This window comes from Lysinibacillus sp. JNUCC-52 (assembly GCF_015999545.1).
In the GTDB taxonomy this organism is placed as follows: domain Bacteria; phylum Bacillota; class Bacilli; order Bacillales_A; family Planococcaceae; genus Lysinibacillus.
Map to the genome: position 1 here is coordinate 2,785,610 of NZ_CP065546.1, position 18,697 is coordinate 2,804,306.

The window sequence follows — 18,697 nt, forward strand, 5'->3', positions numbered from 1 at the left end:
TTAATGTAAATTAGAGCGCCAACATACTAGGCGCTCTCTATTTTTTAGAGAGAAGGAAGGCCTTTTTGTGGTTATTTTAGGAGCATTAATTAATGCACTACTGATCGTAGTAGGCGCATTGGTAGGACGCATTTTTAAAAATATTCCTGAGTCAATGAAAGCTTCTGTATTATCAATTATTGGCTTATCTGTCGCGCTATTAGGGATAAAAATGGGCTTTGAGAGTAATAATTTTATAATTTTAGTGGTAAGTTTAGTAGTAGGAACAGTAATAGGTGAATGGCTAGATTTAGATAAGCAAATGAATCGACTTGGACAGTGGGTAGAATCCCTTTTTAGTAAAAAGCGTAAAAGCGACAATCAAATTAATATTGCAGAAGGGTTTGTCACAGCTTCATTAATATTTGTTGTTGGATCAATGGCGATAATAGGTGCACTCGATAGCGGTCTGCGTCAGGACCATAACGTCCTCATAACAAAAGGCATTATTGATGGATTTACATCTATTATTTTAGCTTCTACTTTAGGTATTGGCGTACTATTATCAGCCGTTCCAGTATTTATTTATCAAGGGATTATTGCTATTTTTGCAGGTGTTATCAGCGTTTATATTCCAGATGATGCATTACAAATGTTTATTACAGAAATGACTTCTGTAGGTGGTGTGATGATTTTAGCAATCGGTTTAAATATAGCTGGCTTAACAAAGATCAAGGCTGCCAACTTGTTGCCGGGTATCGTCGTTGTCGGTATTATGGTTGCCATCATCTATCCTTTTCAATGAGTAACGATGTGCAGCAAGCAGTAAGGCTCTTGAAAGCTTTTCAGCCATTGCGTAAGATATATGCAACCTAGTATTTTGTAAAACAAGCATCTCCATAAAGCCTCCAATATTGACGATTCCTTTAACGGAAATGTCACCGATTGGGGGCAATTCTTTTTTTACAGCTTTTCCAGGCAATATTGGTCCATCTTGCACAGCAATATGACCAACATTTTGTTCACTACCTAGACATGCGTCAATCGCAATAATAAAAGGTTTCGTAGTATGATGATGTAACTGCTGTATTCTCGTATCTAAGTTGAGCGCATGCAATGGATCTTCTAAAGTTCCAACAACTTCATAGGGAAAACTAACAGACTTATTCAAAAAGCTACCTGTTAAAGGTCCAAGTGTATCGCCAGTACAACGGTCACTTCCGATACAGCAAAAAACAAGACGTTCATGATGGAAAGGGATATACTCTAAAAATAATGTACTCAATTGCCATACGGCATTTTTACTTTCATGATGAAGAGAATAGGGTAGTACTAAATTAGATATAGTATTCATAAAAAAACTCACTTTCATTTTTATTTGGAGGAAGTGCTCAATTTTTATGCAGTATACGCAAATTTTTAACAAGTTATTCAAGAGGTGGTAATAATGGATTTTAACGCTAGATTTATTAAGAAAAAATGGGAAACACTGACGTCCGAAACATTTTGGGATCAAGTCATAGATGCAACCTTTGAGATTACGATAATCCTTATTGCATCGTGGTTAGCAGTACGATTAGGTAAAAAATTTATTAAAAAAGTATTCTTAATACGCATGCGCTCACCATTAAATCACTCAGAGCGTCGGCAACGAACAATTGCAAGATTATTACAAAGTGTTATTTCCTACGTTGTCTATTTTTCAGCTATTATAGCTATCCTTTCTTCGCTGAATATTAAAGTCGCTGGTTTACTTGCAGGAGCAGGGATTGTCGGCTTAGCAATTGGTTTTGGTGCACAAAGCTTAGTGAAGGATGTCATTACAGGATTCTTTATTATTTTTGAAGACCAATTTGGTGTAGGGGATTATATTAAAATAAATGCAGCAGAAGGAACAGTTGTAGAAATAGGGTTACGTACTACGAAAATTAAAGGTTCTACTGGTGAGCAATTTATAATTCCAAATGGTTCAATAGGAGAAGTGATCAATTACTCTATCAATAACTCGAAAATTTTTATAGATTTACAAATGACTATCGATGCAGATTTTGAAAAAGCGGAAATGCTCATTAAGCAATATTTAAAATCTCTTCAAGAAAATCATAAAGAGCTTGTGGCAGTACCTACCTTTTTAGGTGTACAAAATGTAAAAGGTAAAGAGGTAACGATTCGCATCGCCGCAGAGACATTACCACAACAACAATATGGCGTGGCACGTACTATTCGTCGTGACGTTACAAAACTATTTGAAGAACATAATATTCCTATGGCATAACCTAAAATGATGTTATATGGTGGAAGTGGAAAAGAAGATGGGAGTAGTGAATAAGATGGAAGCGAAAAAGTTCGATTTAAATGATATTGTCGAAATGAAAAAACAACATCCTTGCGGCACAAATGAGTGGAAAATTATTCGTATGGGAGCGGATGTGCGCATTAAATGTGAAGGATGTCAACACAGTGTAATGATTCCACGTAGAGAATTTGAGAAAAAAATGAAAAAGGTTCTGAAGCATGCAAATGAAGCCTAGCTTTTTGCGTATTAGACTTTTTATGGGCGAATCAATATAATAGATAGGGTTATACAGAAATCTCTAACTTGCTTCACACGTCCTTAAAGGGATGAATATTACCTATGCACTTACATTCATTGAGGAATCTAACCTCGCTTGAATCATGTTCAATGCCCTAAGCGAATGTTACAGATTTTTAGAAATAATTTTCGAGCAGGTTCGCAAAAATCTGGACGCCATTACGTGGGGGCGTAATGAATTGTGTGTAGTTACTTCCATCTTACTGATTTATGGACGGAATTTAGACTAAGAGCGTCACATCGGCTAAGACGAAGTAATGAATGTTGGTCTGTAACTGCTTATACAGCTTACACGGACTTACTGTTGGAAGTAAGAATTTTAGCACCTAAAATACGGGATAAAAACAACAAAATTGAACTGATTATAGAAAGGTTGTGTCCATTTATGGCATTAACAGCTGGAATTGTTGGATTACCTAACGTCGGTAAATCAACACTATTTAACGCAATTACAAAAGCGGGCGCTTTAGCTGCAAACTATCCATTCGCAACAATCGATCCAAACGTAGGAATCGTTGAAGTACCAGATGCACGTTTAGATAAACTTACAGAATTAGTAGTACCGAAAAAGACAGTCCCTACAGCATTCGAATTTACTGATATTGCAGGGATTGTAAAAGGCGCTTCTAAAGGTGAAGGTCTAGGGAACAAATTCCTTGCACATATCCGTGAAGTTGATGCAATTTGCCAAGTAGTACGCTGCTTTGTAGACGAAAATATTACACACGTATCAGGTGCAGTAGATCCGATTGATGATATTGAAGTCATTAATTTAGAGCTTGCGCTTGCTGATTTAGAATCAGTTGAAAAACGTATACAACGTGTAAGCAAAATGGCGAAGCAAAAAGATAAAGAAGCGATGGTTGAAGAACCGATTCTTCTTAAAATCAAAGCTGAATTAGAAAACGGCCGTCCTGCTCGTGCAGCCGAGCTATCAGAAGACGAGTTAAAAGTTATTAAAGGTCTTCACCTATTAACAATTAAACCAATGCTGTATGTTGCAAATGTGTCTGAAGACGAAGTTGCAGATGCAGATAATAATGAATATGTTCAAAAGGTACGTGAATATGCAGCGGCTGAGGGTGCTCAAGTCATTACAATTTGTGCAAAAATCGAAGAAGAAATTTCAGAGCTTGACGATGAAGAAAAAGCAATGTTCCTAGAGGAATTAGGCATTAAAGAATCAGGATTAGATCAGCTAATCCGTACTTCTTATGATTTACTAGGTCTTGCTACTTACTTCACTGCTGGGGTACAAGAAGTACGTGCATGGACATTCCGTAAAGGCATGAAAGCACCACAATGTGCTGGTGTCATTCATACTGACTTTGAGCGTGGATTTATTCGAGCAGAAACGGTTGCTTTCAATGATTTAGTAGAGGCAGGCTCCCAAGCTGCTGCGAAAGAAGCGGGTAAAGTACGTCTTGAAGGGAAAGAATATATTGTACAAGACGGCGATATTATGTTATTCCGCTTTAACGTCTAAATAGAATTCGCTGTGCTACCATAGGTAATGTGAAAGTTGCATCGTAAACGAGTGCTGTTCTATTGACTTACCTGTGAGAGGATTAAGCAGTTTTACGCTAATAAATAAACAAACATAATAGGCTTCTCCTAGCGTAGTATTGTGACGTTTGGAAAAGCCTATTTTTGGTTATATAATATCAGAATTTTCAATTTCCACAGGGGGATATTATGAACATATTAGAAATAAAAGAACGTGCTTTAGAAATCGAACAGTTAGGGAAGTTACCACAAGATATATTAGAGGTTATTTACGAGCAACAACTATTTAAACTGTTTATTGCCAAGGAATTAGGTGGGAAAGATTTAGATTTAATCGAAGGGATCAAAGTGTTTCAGCGTATGTCTGCTATTGATGGGAACTTTGGATGGCTTGTGACCATTGGAACAGGCGGTAATCTGTTTATTCCTACGTTAAATCAAGAAATAGGAGAAAAGATTTTTTCACCAAGTGATGCTGTAATAGCGGGCAGTGGCTATCCTAACGGTACGGCCATAAAAAAGGATGGAGGCTATATCGTAACAGGGCAATGGAAGTTTTGCAGTGGTGCTGACTATGCTACAACCTTTACAATGAATTGTTTTATTAAAGAAGATGGCAAGATGACAGATAAAATCATTAGTTGCGCGGTCAACCGTGAGCAAGTGGAAATCATAAATGACTGGCAAGCAATGGGTTTAAAGGCTACAGCAAGCCATACGATTCGTGTTCAAGATGTATGGATACCGTTTGATAAAACATTCCAATTAGGCATTAGTAAAAATAGTTATAATAATGTCGTCCATAGTTTTCCGTTCACTGCTTTTGCAGAAGCGTCTTTTTTAAGTGTTTGTCTAGGGATTACAGAAAATTTTTTAGATGAAGCCTTTTCCCTAATGGAGCAAAAAAATAAGAAGTCTACTTATAGTGAACGTGTGGGTGCACTTCAATTTTTATTTATGCAGCAAAAAAAGCGCTTTTTACAGGTGGAAGAACAATTTTATTCTATGCTAACGGACTATTGGCAAAAACATAAGCTTGGGGTTGTACTGACAGAACAAGAACTTCAGCAATTTACCCAAATGAGCAAGGAAAGTGCAGCTGTATGTGTGGATATTGCAAACAATATCATTCGGAGTCTTGGAATGGACGCTATTATTGAAACAGCGACCATTAATCGAATTTGGAGAAATTTATGTACAGCTGCACAACATGGATTTTTAACACCATAAGGATAGAAAGAAGCGTTTATTTTTGAGATAGTTTCTTTTTTGGTGGAGAATAAACATAAAGCTTTGGTAACTGAGGATCGTCCTGTATAAGGGCGTTTTTTGGATATTTCCTTAATTCCTTATACATGGCAAAATCTCCGACTGCTCCAGCTATTAAAAAGGCACCAGCAAGTAATAAAACAGTGCTGTTAAAGTAAAAACCTGCAATGGTTGGTACAATACCAGTTGTCCAAAATGGTAATAGCAACGCTTTTTTCATAGCATGATTAGGGAGGAGCTGGTCAGTGGTTGCGTAGGCAATACCAAGCTCTAAATTAACACCGTATTTTAATGATTTGTAGGGCACACCCCCAAAAATCATAAACCCTATTAAATGAAAAGCCTCATGCAAAACGATAAGCACAATATAGAGTATGACAAAAAGGACAAATCCACTTAGCATACTCCATAACGAAAATTGAAAATCTTTTAGACAAATATATTGTATGGCAATAAATAATATAGAGAGACCACTAGTAATAACGACACTATCCATCATTAGCTTTTTCATATCTAATTCAATTACATTAGGTTCTTGATCTGGTAGCATAGAAATAGTTCTCCTTTATAAAATTAATTATGGTCTTTATTATATCGAATGAATTATTTGATTGCGACTTGAAAGAAAGATGCCAATGTGTTACAATTCATTGATGTGAGTAATATTTATTGCTTACTCCTTGCTCCCTGTAAACAGGAGAGCCTGAGTCCATAAGGAGGTGTAAACAGATGAGAAAATACGAATTAATGTACATTGTACGTCCAAACATTGAAGACGAAGCGAAGAAAGCTTTAGTTGAACGTTTCAACGAAATCTTAACTTCTAACGGTGCTGAAGTCATCGAAGCAAAAGAGTGGGGCAAACGCCGCTTAGCTTACGAGATTCAAGACTTCCGCGAAGGTTACTACCAAATCGTAAAAGTAAACGCTCCTTCAGAAGCAATCAACGAATACACACGTCTTGCTAACATCAGCGAAGATATCATTCGTCACATTGCAGTACGCGAAGAAGCAAAATAATTTTAAACAAAATGCTGAAAAGGAGGTTGCATTCTGATGATAAATCGTGTCGTATTAGTTGGAAGACTAACAAAAGACCCTGAGCTGCGCTACACACCGAATGGTATTGCGTCTACTCGATTTACAGTAGCTGTAAATCGTACATTCTCAAACCAACAAGGTGAAAAAGAAGCAGATTTCATTAGCTGCGTTGCTTGGCGTAAACAGGCTGAAAACTTAGCGAACTTCATGAAAAAAGGAAGTTTGATTGGAGTAGAAGGTCGTATCCAAACAGGTAGCTTTGAAGGACAAGATGGTAAGCGTGTATATACAACTGATGTTGTGGCAGATAGCGTACAGTTTTTAGAGCCTCGTAGTGGTGGAGGTGCTCCTGCATCAAACCAATACGGTGGACAATCTTACGCAAATAGCCAACCGTCATATGGCGGTGGTCAACCACAGCAACAGTATGGTGGCGCGATGCCTCAGCAAGGTTCATTTGGCGGCGGTAATTCTTATCAGCAAAATCAACCACCAATGAATCAGCCGAACTATACACGAGTAGATGAAGATCCATTTGCTAACAGCAAGGGACCAATTGAAGTATCAGAAGACGATCTTCCATTCTAATCTTCCATCTACAAAAACTATAAACTTATAAGGAGGAGACATCACTATGGCACCACGTCGCGGAGGCCGCAAACGCCGTAAAGTTTGCTATTTTACATCTAATAACATTACGCATATCGATTATAAAGATGTGGATTTACTTAAAAAATTCATCTCTGAACGCGGTAAAATCTTACCACGTCGCGTAACTGGCACTAGCGCTAAGTACCAACGTAAATTAACTTCAGCTATCAAAGTTTCTCGTATTATGGGATTACTTCCATTCGTATCTGAAGATAAATAAGATTGCTAAGCACAACTAGGTATTAAACCTTGTTGTGCTTTTTTATTTTGTTTGAAAATAGAGGTTACTTTTGCAGGACAAATCGGAGAAGCAGTAACGGATTTACATAAATGCTTGAACAAATATCTTAGTGTAAAACTATCAATTTTTATTTAATTTTGAATATTGACAAATAAATATATCAAGATTTATTATATTATTGAAAATTATCAAATTTATTTTGTGAATCAAGGGGTGTTTACTTTGAAAACTACAAAATGGATGTTGGTAGGTGCACTTACATTAAGTTTAAGCGGCACAATTTTATCTTCTGCAAATGCAGTAACACTAGATGACCCAACGGTTTATGGTGGGTGGAGTGAAGATACGGGCTATTTTACTGTACGACAAGATAGCGATATTTCTTCATTCGCTGCTAGTAACCCGATACATAGGGCAACGAAAGAGTATACAAGAAGAGGTTCAGTAATTTATGAGCGGGTCATTGCAGACACGACGTGGCCTGGTGTATACCATTATTCTAGAGCTCGTAACGAATCGGCAATTACTGGTCGTGAAGAAGCTGATAGCGGCCGTGTATGGGCTATTGGTACAACACAAGCAATTAGCGGTTGGCACCCTGGCGACTTAGACTGGGTTGCGAAAACGTACTATGGAAAATAACATATATGAAGAGATAATCAATTGATTATCTCTTTCTTGCAATAAAGGTATAACGTGATGAAAAAATATTTAGTATCCAGCAAATTTGTGCTACTAACTTCACTATTGTTTGCTAGTGCTGCTGCCTTGCTTTATAGTATGGACTCTGTTAGCTATACCAATATGATTAACAATGGCTATATCAATAAAAACGCTGTTGAATTCATTATCAATACAGATGAGTCTTCCCTCGACATCAACTTAGAAGAGCCCTATTTGTTAATGCAATATAAACTAGACGATCCGAAATTAAAATATATCTATATTAACAAATCGGTAAAGTTGCCACCTATAAACTATAACAAACCACCACTAGCAACAGACTATATCATTACAGGTACTGTTTTTCCTGAAGGGGCCCTTTCAAAAAATATGAGAAGCCTCGTTATTGGCCAATTTGCCACACCTGGCTCTTATTTGAATAGGGAGGCGTGGTATATATCAGAGTCTCAACAAATCAACTTGCAAAATGGAACAAAGTTTATTCTCAATGTAGAAAGTGGAAATCCACATAAACTAATGCAAAAAATGTTCCCTAATACGAGTTATAAGCTTCTTGAAAATGAGGATAGAGGAACTGCCATATTGAAGTCAAATGTTCTTTTAAAAGGGTTCTTACTCATTTCTTTACTGTTTGTTATTATTGCTCAAGCTGTTACAATCCATTATTCAATTCAAAGTAAAAAATCAATTGTTCAAATATTGTATTTAGCAGGCGGGAAATGGCAAATCATATTTGTTAAAGTTTTTAAATCAGAATTTATTGCGCTATTCGTAATAATGTTATTGGAATCTATATTATTAATAGCGGTTAACCACGTCACTTCGATTTGGGGGAATCATTGGTACTACGTATCTGTTTTCTATATGTTCATTACATGTATAGGATATTTTTTTGCCTGTCTACTTGTAACAAAGTCCTTGATTAAAAAAGGAGTAAGATCACTTTGAATACAACTAGACTATTAATGAAAAATAAAAAATTGTTTGTGGTGTTAACAGGGCTTCTTTCATTTCTATTTTCTGTCGTTTTATTTGTGCTGTTAGTGAATCTAAACATTTCAAAAATAGAAATACGTTCAGCAAGTAAATTTCATAACTACAACATCTATCAGATTTCGGATGATTTAATAGGTGAAAGAGAAATTGAATTTTTCAAAGATGTAAAAAACTATGATATTCTCAATGATTTTAATAATGGGGTATTTAAAAATAATAAAGTGGTCTTTTATAATGCCGTATATCAGCCAATAGGCCTAAAACAATATCCCCCTGATGAGAAGTTCTCCGCTTATTATGAAAGTGGCTTTAATAATATATATGAGCACGAAGGTGCGTTTTATCAAACCACTAAATCGATGCAAGTGACTAAATCTGTATTCGATTATAATGTCGTTGAACTAATCGAAGGACAGTACTTTGATGATTCCGCTTATGTCTATGTAGCAGGAAGAAAGGAAATACCTGTTATTCTTGGCTCTGATTATCGTCAATACTATAAGCTGCATGATCAATTAGAGATTCATCATTATTTTGAAAAATTTGTAGGGCGAGTAGTAGGCTTTGCAAAGGAAAATTCATTTATTTTCACTGATAATGAACCGCAGCAAGTACTCAATCGTTATATTCTATTACCTTCCATGTCGCTTTCTGAACAGCCTTCTGAATTGTTACGAAAAACGCAGGTAGATGAAGTATTCTTTAGGGCACTTCTTTTAAGTAAAATGGGTGGTCATTTAATGACCAACTTAAACGCGCTTGAAGTAAGAAAGGAAATTGGAGAGATAGGAAAAGTTACGAATTTCACTAATTATCAAATTATTGGTGCAAATTCGTTATCAGTTGATCTCTTATATAAAATGATTGATACCAATCAAACACTTATTTTTACAATATCGGGCGTTGTATTTATTTTTATTTTGTGTGCTTTCTATTTGTTCGTGAAAAGCTTTATAAAAAGACAATTCGATACGTATTTAGTGTTCATTATGAGTGGTGTTACAAATTATAAAATCAAAAAAAATATCCAACTTGAATTTTCAATCCTCAATGGCATGAGTATAGGATTGGCATTGTTGTGCACCGTTCTATTTATGCAAGACATTTCGATTATATCCATTTTAATAATTGCGGGGTTCTTGGTTTGGTTGTTATTCAATGTCGTTGTTTATAGGTTAGTGAATAACTTATTAGCAACAACGAAAGTCATTGAAAAGTTAAAGGGTGATTAAAATTATAAACTTTATCTCATTAGTTAACATAGTAAAAGCGTATAAAGAAAAAATGGTATTAAACAACATTCATTTAGAAGTTGCCAACAATCAATTCATCTCTATAAAAGGGCCAAGCGGTGTCGGTAAAAGCACGCTTCTAAATATATTAGCTGGACTTGAAAAAGCAGATAGTGGTCAGTATGTTATGGATAGTATAAAAATGCATGAGCAAAATCTTAACGAACTTTCGAATATAAGAGGCAGTCAAATCGGATACATTTCACAATACAATCCAATGATACGCAACCTCACAGTTCGAGAAAATATAGTAGCTCCGTTATTATTAGGTAAATATGATAAAAAGCAAACCATGGCGTATAGTGATGAGCTGAGTGCGTGTTTAAAAATTAATCATTTACTTGATAAGAAAATCGACAAGCTATCTGGGGGAGAAAGGCAACGGGTAGGGGTCATTAGAGCACTTATTAAAAAGCCTCAATTGTTAATAGCAGATGAGCCCACTGGATCATTGGATGACGATACAACGATGTTAGTGTTTAACCTTTTTAAAAGGCTATGTGAGAATGAAACGACTATTATCATGGCTACTCATAGTCACTTAAGCTCTCAGTTTGCTGATCAAGAGTATGTTATGAGTTCAGAGGGTATTTTTTTAATTTCCCAAACTGTGCCGCGAGTATAATGAGTTCGGTATTGCACCGAACTCATTTTTAATTTTTCCTTCGTCCATGTTCTTTTTGCTGTTCAAAGCCGTAATATATGATACGATTTACCTTTTTCGATTAAGAAACTTTACTTTTGACATCAATTTATCATAAAGCATACAGACGTTCTTAGCGTTTTTTGTTCAATAAGGTGAAAAAATGGTACAATAAAGTTTAGTAAGTTTGACTGACAAAAAGGAAGGTTTTCAATGCCGAATAATCAAACAAAGGCGCTTGTACAAGGCTCAATGATGGTTGCAATTTTTACAATTTTAATGATTGCTTCAGCGTATGTACCAATCATTTCTATGGTAGCCTTATTATTTACTCCATTACCGATTGCTTGGTATAGCGCAAGTTACAAGCGTTCCTCATCAATACTCGTTGCAGTAGTTGGCTGTATTTTAACAGTGCTAACGAGTGGACTATTTATGCTGCCATTTGCTTTTATTATGGCGTTGCTTGGGATAGTCATAGGTAATGGAATTCAATTAAAGAAAAGCAAACTTTTTTTATTCATGTCATCAGGTATCGCGGTACTTTTATCGTCAGCACTTGTGTATTTAGCCTATGTGCAATTAGCGGGAATTAACGTGATTGAAATGAGTTTGGAACTTGCTCGTAACAGTTATGAGCAATCCAATGAGCTTGCTAAAAGTGTAACGGGCCAAGTGGCAATTCAACCTGAACAAATGGAGGTTCTGCTTAAAACGATTGAGCTAACAATACCTTCAACCGTAACAATCTTTGCATTTTCAATAGCTTTTATTGTCATTACATTGAATTTACCGATTTTAAAGCGATTAGGTTTAAATGTTCCTAAATTCTCACCGTTTGAAAATATGCGATTACCACGCTCTGTGTTATGGTACTACATGATTATATTGTGTATTAATCTATTTATACGTCCAGAAGCAGGCTCTATGCTAGATGTTATCGTATTAAATGTGTCTTATATATTGTGGTTGTTATTAATCCTTCAAGGGATCTCATTTATACATTATTTCATTACGGCTAAAGGGATGCCGAGTGTTGTAAAATGGATAGCTACAATTTTAGCCATTCCACTTGCATCATTCATTATTTTACTCGGTATTATCGATTTAGGTTTCGACGTACGTTCACTTGTGAAAGGGAAGACTAAGGAATAAGGGGCTGATGTAATGGGGACTTTTAGAAAACGACCGATCCGCTATCCGCTTTTTGTTCTTTCCATTTTTGGCATTGTGACGTTCATGCTTCTGTGTATATGGAATATTGGGATTGGTATTGGCTATGGGATAGGCTTTGCTATATTAATGGTCTATACATGGAAAATTGAAAAAGCTACTTATGAAGAGACAGAAAAGCATATTGAATCTATATCCTTCCGTATGAAAAAGGTTGGAGAAGAGGCATTGCTCGAAATGCCAATTGGGATATTGCTGGTTAATGAGGAATATGAAATAGAATGGTCCAATCCATATATGCAAAATATTTTAGATAATGAGGCATTAGTGGGTGAGGGTATAGTTAATATATCCGATGACATCTATGTACTGATGAAGACTGAGGAGACAAAGGAAGCTACGATTACGCTTCGTGATAGGAAATATCGTGTCTTTTACAAAGAAGAGGAGCGTTTACTATACTTCTTCGATATTACGGAACAAATTGCTATTGAAAAGCAATATTTTGCAGATCGCACAGTCATTGCAATTTTATTTGTTGATAACTATGATGAAATTACGCAAGCAATGGACGATCAACCGCGTAGCTTAACAAATACGATGGTAACATCTATTGTCAACGAATGGGCAGCGGAGCATGGAATTTTTGTAAAACGAATTTCATCGGACCGTTTTTTAGCAGTTTTAAATGAGTCCATTTTAACGGAACTAGAAAAGAAGAAATTTGCTATTTTAGATACAATCCGTGAAAAGACAGCACAAAAAAACCTTTCTTTAACGCTTAGTATTGGCGTTGGAGCAGGCTCTTCTTCATTAGTAGAACTTGGTGAGTTAGCTCAATCTAGCTTGGACCTTGTATTAGGTCGTGGTGGAGATCAGGTAGCCATCAAGCAGCCTACTGGAAAGCTTAAATTTTACGGCGGTAAAACTAACCCTGTAGAAAAACGTACGCGTGTAAGAGCACGAGTTATCTCACATGCATTACGTGACTTAATACAAGACAGTGACCAAGTGTTTGTCATGGGACATAAAAACCCTGATATGGACTCCATAGGGGCATCTGTCGGGGTCCGCAAAATGGCCCAAATGAATGATGTAAAGGGCTATGTAGTTATTAATTTTGATGAATTAAATGGTAGCGTTACTCGTTTAATGAATGAAATTGAAAGTAAATCCGACTTCTATGAGCATTTCTTAACGCCAGAAGAAGTTGCAGCGAAAATGACTGAAAAATCGTTACTAATTATTGTGGATACACATAAGCCTAATTTAGTAATTGATCCATACTTATTAAAGCTTGCGGAAAAGGTTGTAGTTATCGACCATCACCGCCGTAGCGAAGACTTTATTGAAAATCCTACACTCGTTTATATGGAGCCTTATGCTTCGTCTACAGCAGAGCTTGTAACTGAATTGCTAGAGTATCAGCCAAAGCGAGCAAAAATTAATATGTTAGAGGCGACAGCATTATTAGCGGGCATCATTGTTGATACAAAAAGTTTTACACTTCGTACAGGTGCACGTACTTTTGAGGCTGCTTCGTATTTACGAACAAATGGTGCCGATACAGTGTTAGTGCAGCGGCTATTAAAAGAAGACATCATTACGTACATCGAACGATCAAGAATTGTGCAAACGGTAAAATTCGTGAAGCCAGGCATTGCGGTAGCTGTTGGTGAAGAATCGAAAATTTATGATTCCGTATTAATCGCACAAACAGCTGATATATTACTTACGATGAAAGACGTTAACGCATCCTTCGTCATAGCGCATCGAGCTGATGGTAAAATCGGTATTAGTGCAAGGTCGCTAGGGGAAGTAAATGTACAGCTTATCATGGAAAGGCTTGGCGGTGGCGGGCATTTAACGAATGCAGCTTGCCAAATAGAAGCACTTTCCATAGATGAAGTGAAAAAATATTTAGAAGAGGCCATATATGAGGTACTCGAAGGGAGTTCTGAATTATGAAAGTAGTATTTTTAAAAGACGTTAAAGGTAAAGGAAAAAAAGGGGAAGTAAAAAATGTAGCAGATGGCTATGCACAAAACTTCCTAATTAAAAACGGTTATGCTGCGGAAGCGAATGCTCAAGCAATGAGCCAGTTAGAAGGTCAAAAGAAATTAGAACAAAAAAATGCAGCTGCAGAATTAGCAGAAGCAAAAGCTTTAAAAGAAAAGCTAGAAGCACTAACTGTTGAGCTAAAAGCTAAATCAGGTGATGGCGGTCGCCTATTTGGTTCAGTTTCAACTAAGCAAATCGCTGAAGCACTTCAAAAAGTACATGGCATTAAAATAGATAAACGTAAAATGACATTACCTGAAGGAATCCGTGCACTAGGCTTTACAAATGTACCTGTAAAACTACATCACGAAGTATCAGCAACATTAAAAGTACAAGTAACGGAAGAATAAGGGGCGACTATCCATGAACGAACCGATGATAGACCGCGTTCCACCGCATAACCGGGAAGCGGAGCAATCGGTTATCGGTGCGATTTTTCTAGAACCACAGGCACTAATCACGGCATCTGAAATATTGCTAGCCGATGATTTTTACCAAAACGCACATAAGAAGATTTTTGAAACGATGCTGCGTTTAAGTGATCTAGGAAAAGCGATAGATGTTGTAACAGTTACTGAGGAATTATCAGCAAAAAAAGAGATTGAGGATGTTGGCGGGCTATCGTATTTACTAGAGCTCGCCAATGCTGTCCCTACGGCAGCAAACGTTGCTCACTATGCGAAAATCGTTGAGGAAAAAGCGCTCTTACGGCGTTTAATCCGTGTCGCTACAAAAATTGTAGAAGATGGCTACACTCGTGAGGATGAGGTAGAGGCATTACTTGGCGAGGCAGAGAAGAAAATGATGGAGGTCGCCAACCGCAAAAATGCTGGCGACTTTAAACATGTAAAAGACGTTTTAGTAGAGACATTCGATAATATTGAACAGCTTCAATCACGTAAAGGTGATGTAACGGGTATTCCAACAGGATTCCGAGATTTAGACCATATTACAGCTGGCTTCCAACGCAATGACTTAATTATAGTCGCGGCACGACCTTCTGTAGGGAAAACAGCTTTTGCGCTAAATGTTGCACAAAGTGTTGCTGTACAAGCACGTGAAAATGTTGCCATTTTCTCATTAGAGATGGGTGCAGAGCAACTAATCATGCGTATGCTATGTGCGGAAGGAAATATTGATGCACAAGTTTTACGTACAGGTGCTTTAACAACCGAAGATTGGGGTAAACTAACGATGGCAATGGGAAGTTTATCGAATTCGGGTATTTTTATTGATGACACACCAGGAGTACGTATCAATGAAATTCGAGCAAAGTGTAGACGTTTAGCACAAGAGCATGGACTTGGAATGATTCTAATCGATTACTTACAGCTTATTCAAGGTAGTGGTAAGCCAGGTGAAAACCGTCAGCAAGAAGTATCAGAAATCTCACGTTCGTTAAAACAATTAGCGCGTGAATTAAAGGTACCTGTTATTGCATTATCACAGTTATCACGTGGCGTGGAACAACGTCAGGATAAGCGACCAATGATGAGTGACTTGCGTGAATCAGGAAGTATTGAGCAGGATGCCGATATTGTTGCCTTCTTATATCGTGATGATTATTACGACAAAGAGTCCGAGAGTAAAAATATGATTGAAATTATAATTGCTAAACAACGTAACGGTCCAACAGGAACAGTTACACTTGCTTTTAAAAAGGAATTCAATAAATTTATAAACGTGGATTGGTCACAAATGCCACCACCACCACCACGCGATTAGTAATATTTATCTAAAATAGAGATAATATTCATACCATTCCGTCATTAAACACGAACGTTAAATCATAGTAATTGATTTTATGTTCGTGTTTTTAACTGTTTTTTGTTGACGAGTCGTTTCTATCATTGTTACAATAATTTACGGCTTGATTAATGAGATACAATACGTATCTAACGGAGGTGCTGATTATGACATCAGTTGTAGTTGTAGGAACACAGTGGGGAGACGAAGGAAAAGGTAAAATTACAGATTTTCTTTCACAAAAGGCAGATGCAATCGCTCGCTTTGCAGGTGGCGATAATGCAGGACATACCATTAAAATTGATGGAGAAACATATAAACTCCATTTAATCCCATCAGGTATTTTCTACAAAGAAAAAACTTCTGTAATGGGAAATGGGATGGTTATTAATCCGAAGTCGCTTGTAACAGAGCTAAAAGGACTTCAAGAGCGAGGCATTAATACGGACAATCTTCGTATTTCAAATCGTGCCCATGTCATTTTGCCATATCATATTAAGCAAGATATTGCGGATGAAGAAAGCCGTGGCGAAAATAAAATCGGTACAACATGTAAAGGAATCGGTCCTTGCTATCAAGATAAAGTAGCACGTATCGGTATCCGTATGGCTGATTTATTAGATAAAGAAGTATTTGAAGAAAAACTACGTCATAATTTAGCAATTAAAAATAAATTGTTTGAGAAGTTTTATGAAGTTGAAGGTGTAACATTCGAAGAAATTTTCGAAGAATTTTATGGTTATGGTCAAGAAATTGCAAAATATGTTACCGATACTTCAAAAATTTTAAATGATGTGTTAGATGAGGGTGGCAAAGTATTATTTGAAGGCGCACAAGGTATTTTACTTGATGTCGATCAAGGGACATATCCATTTGTTACTTCTTCAAACCCTGTTGCTGGTGGTGTAGCGATTGGTGCAGGTATTGGCCCATCTAAAGTAACAAGTGTTATTGGTGTATGTAAAGCCTATACTTCACGTGTAGGAGATGGCCCGTTCCCAACTGAATTATTTGATGAGGTTGGTCAACAAATCCGTGAAGTTGGTCGTGAATACGGCACAACGACTGGACGTCCTCGTCGTGTAGGTTGGTTTGATACGGTTGTCGTTCGCCATTCACGCCGTGTAAGTGGTATTACGCATTTATCTCTAAACTCAATTGATGTATTATCTGGCTTAGAGACAGTAAAAATCTGTACAGCTTATAAATATAAAGATGAAATAATTACGGAGTACCCAGCGAATCTTCATATTATTGAACAATGTCAACCAATTTATGAAGAGCTTCCAGGCTGGTCAGAAGATATTACAAGCTGCCGTACATTAGAAGAGCTACCAGAGAACGCACGCCGTTACGTTGAACGTGTAAGTGAATTAACGGGCATTGAAATTGCTACTTTCTCTGTCGGCCCTGGTCGTGAACAAACAAATGTGTTAGTAGACATTTGGGAAGCATAAAAAATAGTAAAAGCTACTGCCGTTGATTTCCGTTGCGTGCGGCGCTTTCCGCGGGCACAACGTAAGCCGCAACCCTCGCTAACGCGCGGTTTGTTGCGTCTTACGTTCTGTGCGTTCCCGCAGGAGTCGCCGCTCTCCACTCCAATCAACAAGTGTTGTTTCTTATTTATTGTTTCCTAAACGTAATAATTAATAAAGCGCGTGCCATAATAGGTACGCGCTCTTTCGTTTACTATTTTAGTGAATGTCCTTCTTCTTGAAGCGGCCACCTTTTACTTCTGCAATATTCCCTATTGCAAGGAAAGCATGGGCGTCAATTTCAGCGACAATCGATTTTAATTTTGATTCTTCTAATCGCGTAATAACTGTAAAAATAACCTTTTTGTCATTCCCAGTATAGGCTCCTTCACCATGTAGAAAAGTGACCCCACGACCGAGGCGATCCATAATGGTTTGCCCGATTTCATCAATTTCATCACTAATAATATAAACAGATTTTGATTCTTCCATCCCTTGTATTACAATATCGATCATTTTGTAGGCTATATAATAGGCCATGATAGAGTACATTGCCTGCTCCCACGTAAAAACAAAACCTGCAATTGTAAAGATAAGAAGGTTAAAGAACATAATAATCTCTCCGACAGAGAAGGGGGATTTTCGGTTAAATAAAATGGCTAAAATTTCAGTTCCATCTAAAGAACCACCATAACGTATAACGATACCAACACCAATGCCCAAAATAATACCACCAAATACTGTGGCGAGTAATGTGTCTGTTGTAAATGGTTGAAGATTATGTAAGAAGATCGTTGTTACGGAGAGCACTGTAATGCCAAGCCCTGTAGAAAGTGCAAATGTTTTACCGATCTGTTTATAGCCTAAAAAGATAAAAGGTAAGTTCAAAACGAAGATGAATATGCCTAGGGGTAAGCTCAATAAATGCGAGGCGATAATGGATACACCGACGATTCCACCATCCATAATGTGGTTGGGTACTAGAAATAGCTCTAATCCTACGGCCATAATGATAGCACCTATTGCAACCATAATCGTTCTGGTGGTAATTTTCCGAACTGTATTCTTTTTTTGTTGTTTTGCTTTAGATACCTTCAATGAGGTCTGTGAATCACTCAATTCAATCGCTCCAATCAACTAGTCTCTCACTCTATTTTATCGAAATATTTAAAAAGTAAAAAGTAATAAGTTCTAAGACCTTTTTAAAATAAAATAAAAAGGATAATATTTCTTTATTTTGAGAAAAGAGGATTTGAGAAGGTGCTGTAAATGATAGGGATTATGTAACAATTAGTAGAGAAATAATACATTTTCATTACAAAAAGGATAAATTATTCAAACAACATT

Annotated in this window: 20 protein-coding genes; 17 read left to right on the top strand and 3 right to left on the bottom strand. The window is 36.9% G+C overall.

Annotation, left to right across the window (positions count from 1 at the left end):
• Positions 1-67: 67 nt before the first annotated feature.
• On the top strand, positions 68-784 hold the full coding sequence (locus JNUCC52_RS13710; RefSeq protein WP_173479138.1) for a DUF554 domain-containing protein: 717 nt from the start codon (positions 68-70) through the stop codon (positions 782-784).
• Here JNUCC52_RS13710 and yyaC read toward each other — a convergent pair.
• Entirely contained in the window at positions 701-1,333 is a 633-nt protein-coding gene (gene yyaC / locus JNUCC52_RS13715; protein ID WP_173479139.1) for a spore protease YyaC, read from the bottom strand. The two genes, JNUCC52_RS13710 and yyaC, sit on opposite strands and share 84 nt — an antisense overlap.
• Positions 1,334-1,426: 93 nt before the next feature.
• On the opposite strand from yyaC, the gene JNUCC52_RS13720 reads away from it, so the two are divergent.
• The 4 genes from JNUCC52_RS13720 to JNUCC52_RS13735 all read left to right on the top strand — a co-directional run bounded on the left by JNUCC52_RS13720 (position 1,427) and on the right by JNUCC52_RS13735 (position 5,308).
• The gene (locus JNUCC52_RS13720; protein ID WP_173479140.1) at positions 1,427-2,254 is read left to right on the top strand and encodes a mechanosensitive ion channel family protein; all 828 of its coding nucleotides are present in this window, start codon (positions 1,427-1,429) and stop codon (positions 2,252-2,254) included.
• Between the two features lie 55 nt (positions 2,255-2,309).
• Positions 2,310-2,510: a DUF951 domain-containing protein gene (locus tag JNUCC52_RS13725; RefSeq protein ID WP_173479265.1), complete on the top strand. Its 201-nt coding sequence runs from the start codon at positions 2,310-2,312 to the stop codon at positions 2,508-2,510.
• Positions 2,511-2,957: 447 nt separating this feature from the next.
• Positions 2,958-4,058: a redox-regulated ATPase YchF gene (gene ychF, locus JNUCC52_RS13730; RefSeq protein ID WP_173479266.1), complete on the top strand. Its 1,101-nt coding sequence runs from the start codon at positions 2,958-2,960 to the stop codon at positions 4,056-4,058.
• A 209-nt stretch (positions 4,059-4,267) separates the two neighbouring features.
• Positions 4,268-5,308 (top strand): acyl-CoA dehydrogenase family protein, encoded by a 1,041-nt coding sequence (locus JNUCC52_RS13735; RefSeq protein WP_173479141.1) that lies wholly within the window; start codon positions 4,268-4,270, stop codon positions 5,306-5,308.
• Positions 5,309-5,324: 16 nt separating this feature from the next.
• Here the strand turns inward: JNUCC52_RS13735 and JNUCC52_RS13740 are convergent, their stop codons facing one another.
• Positions 5,325-5,897, bottom strand: coding sequence for a DUF3267 domain-containing protein (locus tag JNUCC52_RS13740; protein ID WP_173479142.1), 573 nt, complete (start codon positions 5,895-5,897; stop codon positions 5,325-5,327).
• A gap of 179 nt (positions 5,898-6,076) precedes the next feature.
• Between JNUCC52_RS13740 and rpsF the strand changes: the two genes are divergently transcribed.
• The 12 genes from rpsF (at position 6,077) to JNUCC52_RS13800 (ending at position 17,332) form a co-directional block, all read left to right on the top strand.
• A complete protein-coding gene (rpsF, locus tag JNUCC52_RS13745; protein WP_024364644.1) occupies positions 6,077-6,367 on the top strand; it encodes a 30S ribosomal protein S6 in 291 nt (96 codons plus the stop codon).
• A 36-nt stretch (positions 6,368-6,403) separates the two neighbouring features.
• Positions 6,404-6,976 carry a single-stranded DNA-binding protein gene (gene ssb, locus JNUCC52_RS13750; protein ID WP_173479143.1) on the top strand — a complete coding sequence of 191 codons (573 nt, stop codon included), beginning with the start codon at positions 6,404-6,406 and terminating at the stop codon, positions 6,974-6,976.
• Between the two features lie 46 nt (positions 6,977-7,022).
• Complete coding sequence (rpsR, locus tag JNUCC52_RS13755; protein ID WP_024364646.1) at positions 7,023-7,259, top strand: 30S ribosomal protein S18; 237 nt, start codon at positions 7,023-7,025, stop codon at positions 7,257-7,259.
• Between the two features lie 243 nt (positions 7,260-7,502).
• Entirely contained in the window at positions 7,503-7,922 is a 420-nt protein-coding gene (locus JNUCC52_RS13760; protein ID WP_337980153.1) for a hypothetical protein, read from the top strand.
• A 57-nt stretch (positions 7,923-7,979) separates the two neighbouring features.
• The gene (locus tag JNUCC52_RS13765; RefSeq protein ID WP_337980154.1) at positions 7,980-8,912 is read left to right on the top strand and encodes a hypothetical protein; all 933 of its coding nucleotides are present in this window, start codon (positions 7,980-7,982) and stop codon (positions 8,910-8,912) included.
• The gene (locus JNUCC52_RS13770) at positions 8,909-10,192 is read left to right on the top strand and encodes a hypothetical protein (protein ID WP_337980155.1); all 1,284 of its coding nucleotides are present in this window, start codon (positions 8,909-8,911) and stop codon (positions 10,190-10,192) included. Before JNUCC52_RS13765 ends, JNUCC52_RS13770 begins: the two co-directional genes overlap by 4 nt.
• A complete protein-coding gene (locus JNUCC52_RS13775) occupies positions 10,185-10,877 on the top strand; it encodes an ABC transporter ATP-binding protein (RefSeq protein ID WP_228134212.1) in 693 nt (230 codons plus the stop codon). Before JNUCC52_RS13770 ends, JNUCC52_RS13775 begins: the two co-directional genes overlap by 8 nt.
• Before the next feature lie 231 nt (positions 10,878-11,108).
• Entirely contained in the window at positions 11,109-12,050 is a 942-nt protein-coding gene (locus tag JNUCC52_RS13780) for a YybS family protein (protein ID WP_173479147.1), read from the top strand.
• 12 nt (positions 12,051-12,062) lie between these two features.
• Positions 12,063-14,036: a DHH family phosphoesterase gene (locus tag JNUCC52_RS13785; RefSeq protein WP_337980156.1), complete on the top strand. Its 1,974-nt coding sequence runs from the start codon at positions 12,063-12,065 to the stop codon at positions 14,034-14,036.
• Positions 14,033-14,479 carry a 50S ribosomal protein L9 gene (gene rplI, locus JNUCC52_RS13790; protein ID WP_173479149.1) on the top strand — a complete coding sequence of 149 codons (447 nt, stop codon included), beginning with the start codon at positions 14,033-14,035 and terminating at the stop codon, positions 14,477-14,479. The genes JNUCC52_RS13785 and rplI overlap by 4 nt, the downstream gene beginning before the upstream one ends.
• A 13-nt stretch (positions 14,480-14,492) precedes the next feature.
• Positions 14,493-15,854 carry a replicative DNA helicase gene (dnaB, locus tag JNUCC52_RS13795; protein ID WP_173479150.1) on the top strand — a complete coding sequence of 454 codons (1,362 nt, stop codon included), beginning with the start codon at positions 14,493-14,495 and terminating at the stop codon, positions 15,852-15,854.
• 188 nt (positions 15,855-16,042) lie between these two features.
• Entirely contained in the window at positions 16,043-17,332 is a 1,290-nt protein-coding gene (locus tag JNUCC52_RS13800; RefSeq protein ID WP_337980157.1) for an adenylosuccinate synthase, read from the top strand.
• A 237-nt stretch (positions 17,333-17,569) separates the two neighbouring features.
• Here the strand turns inward: JNUCC52_RS13800 and JNUCC52_RS13805 are convergent, their stop codons facing one another.
• Complete coding sequence (locus JNUCC52_RS13805; protein WP_173479268.1) at positions 17,570-18,382, bottom strand: YitT family protein; 813 nt, start codon at positions 18,380-18,382, stop codon at positions 17,570-17,572.
• Positions 18,383-18,697 lie beyond the last annotated feature (315 nt).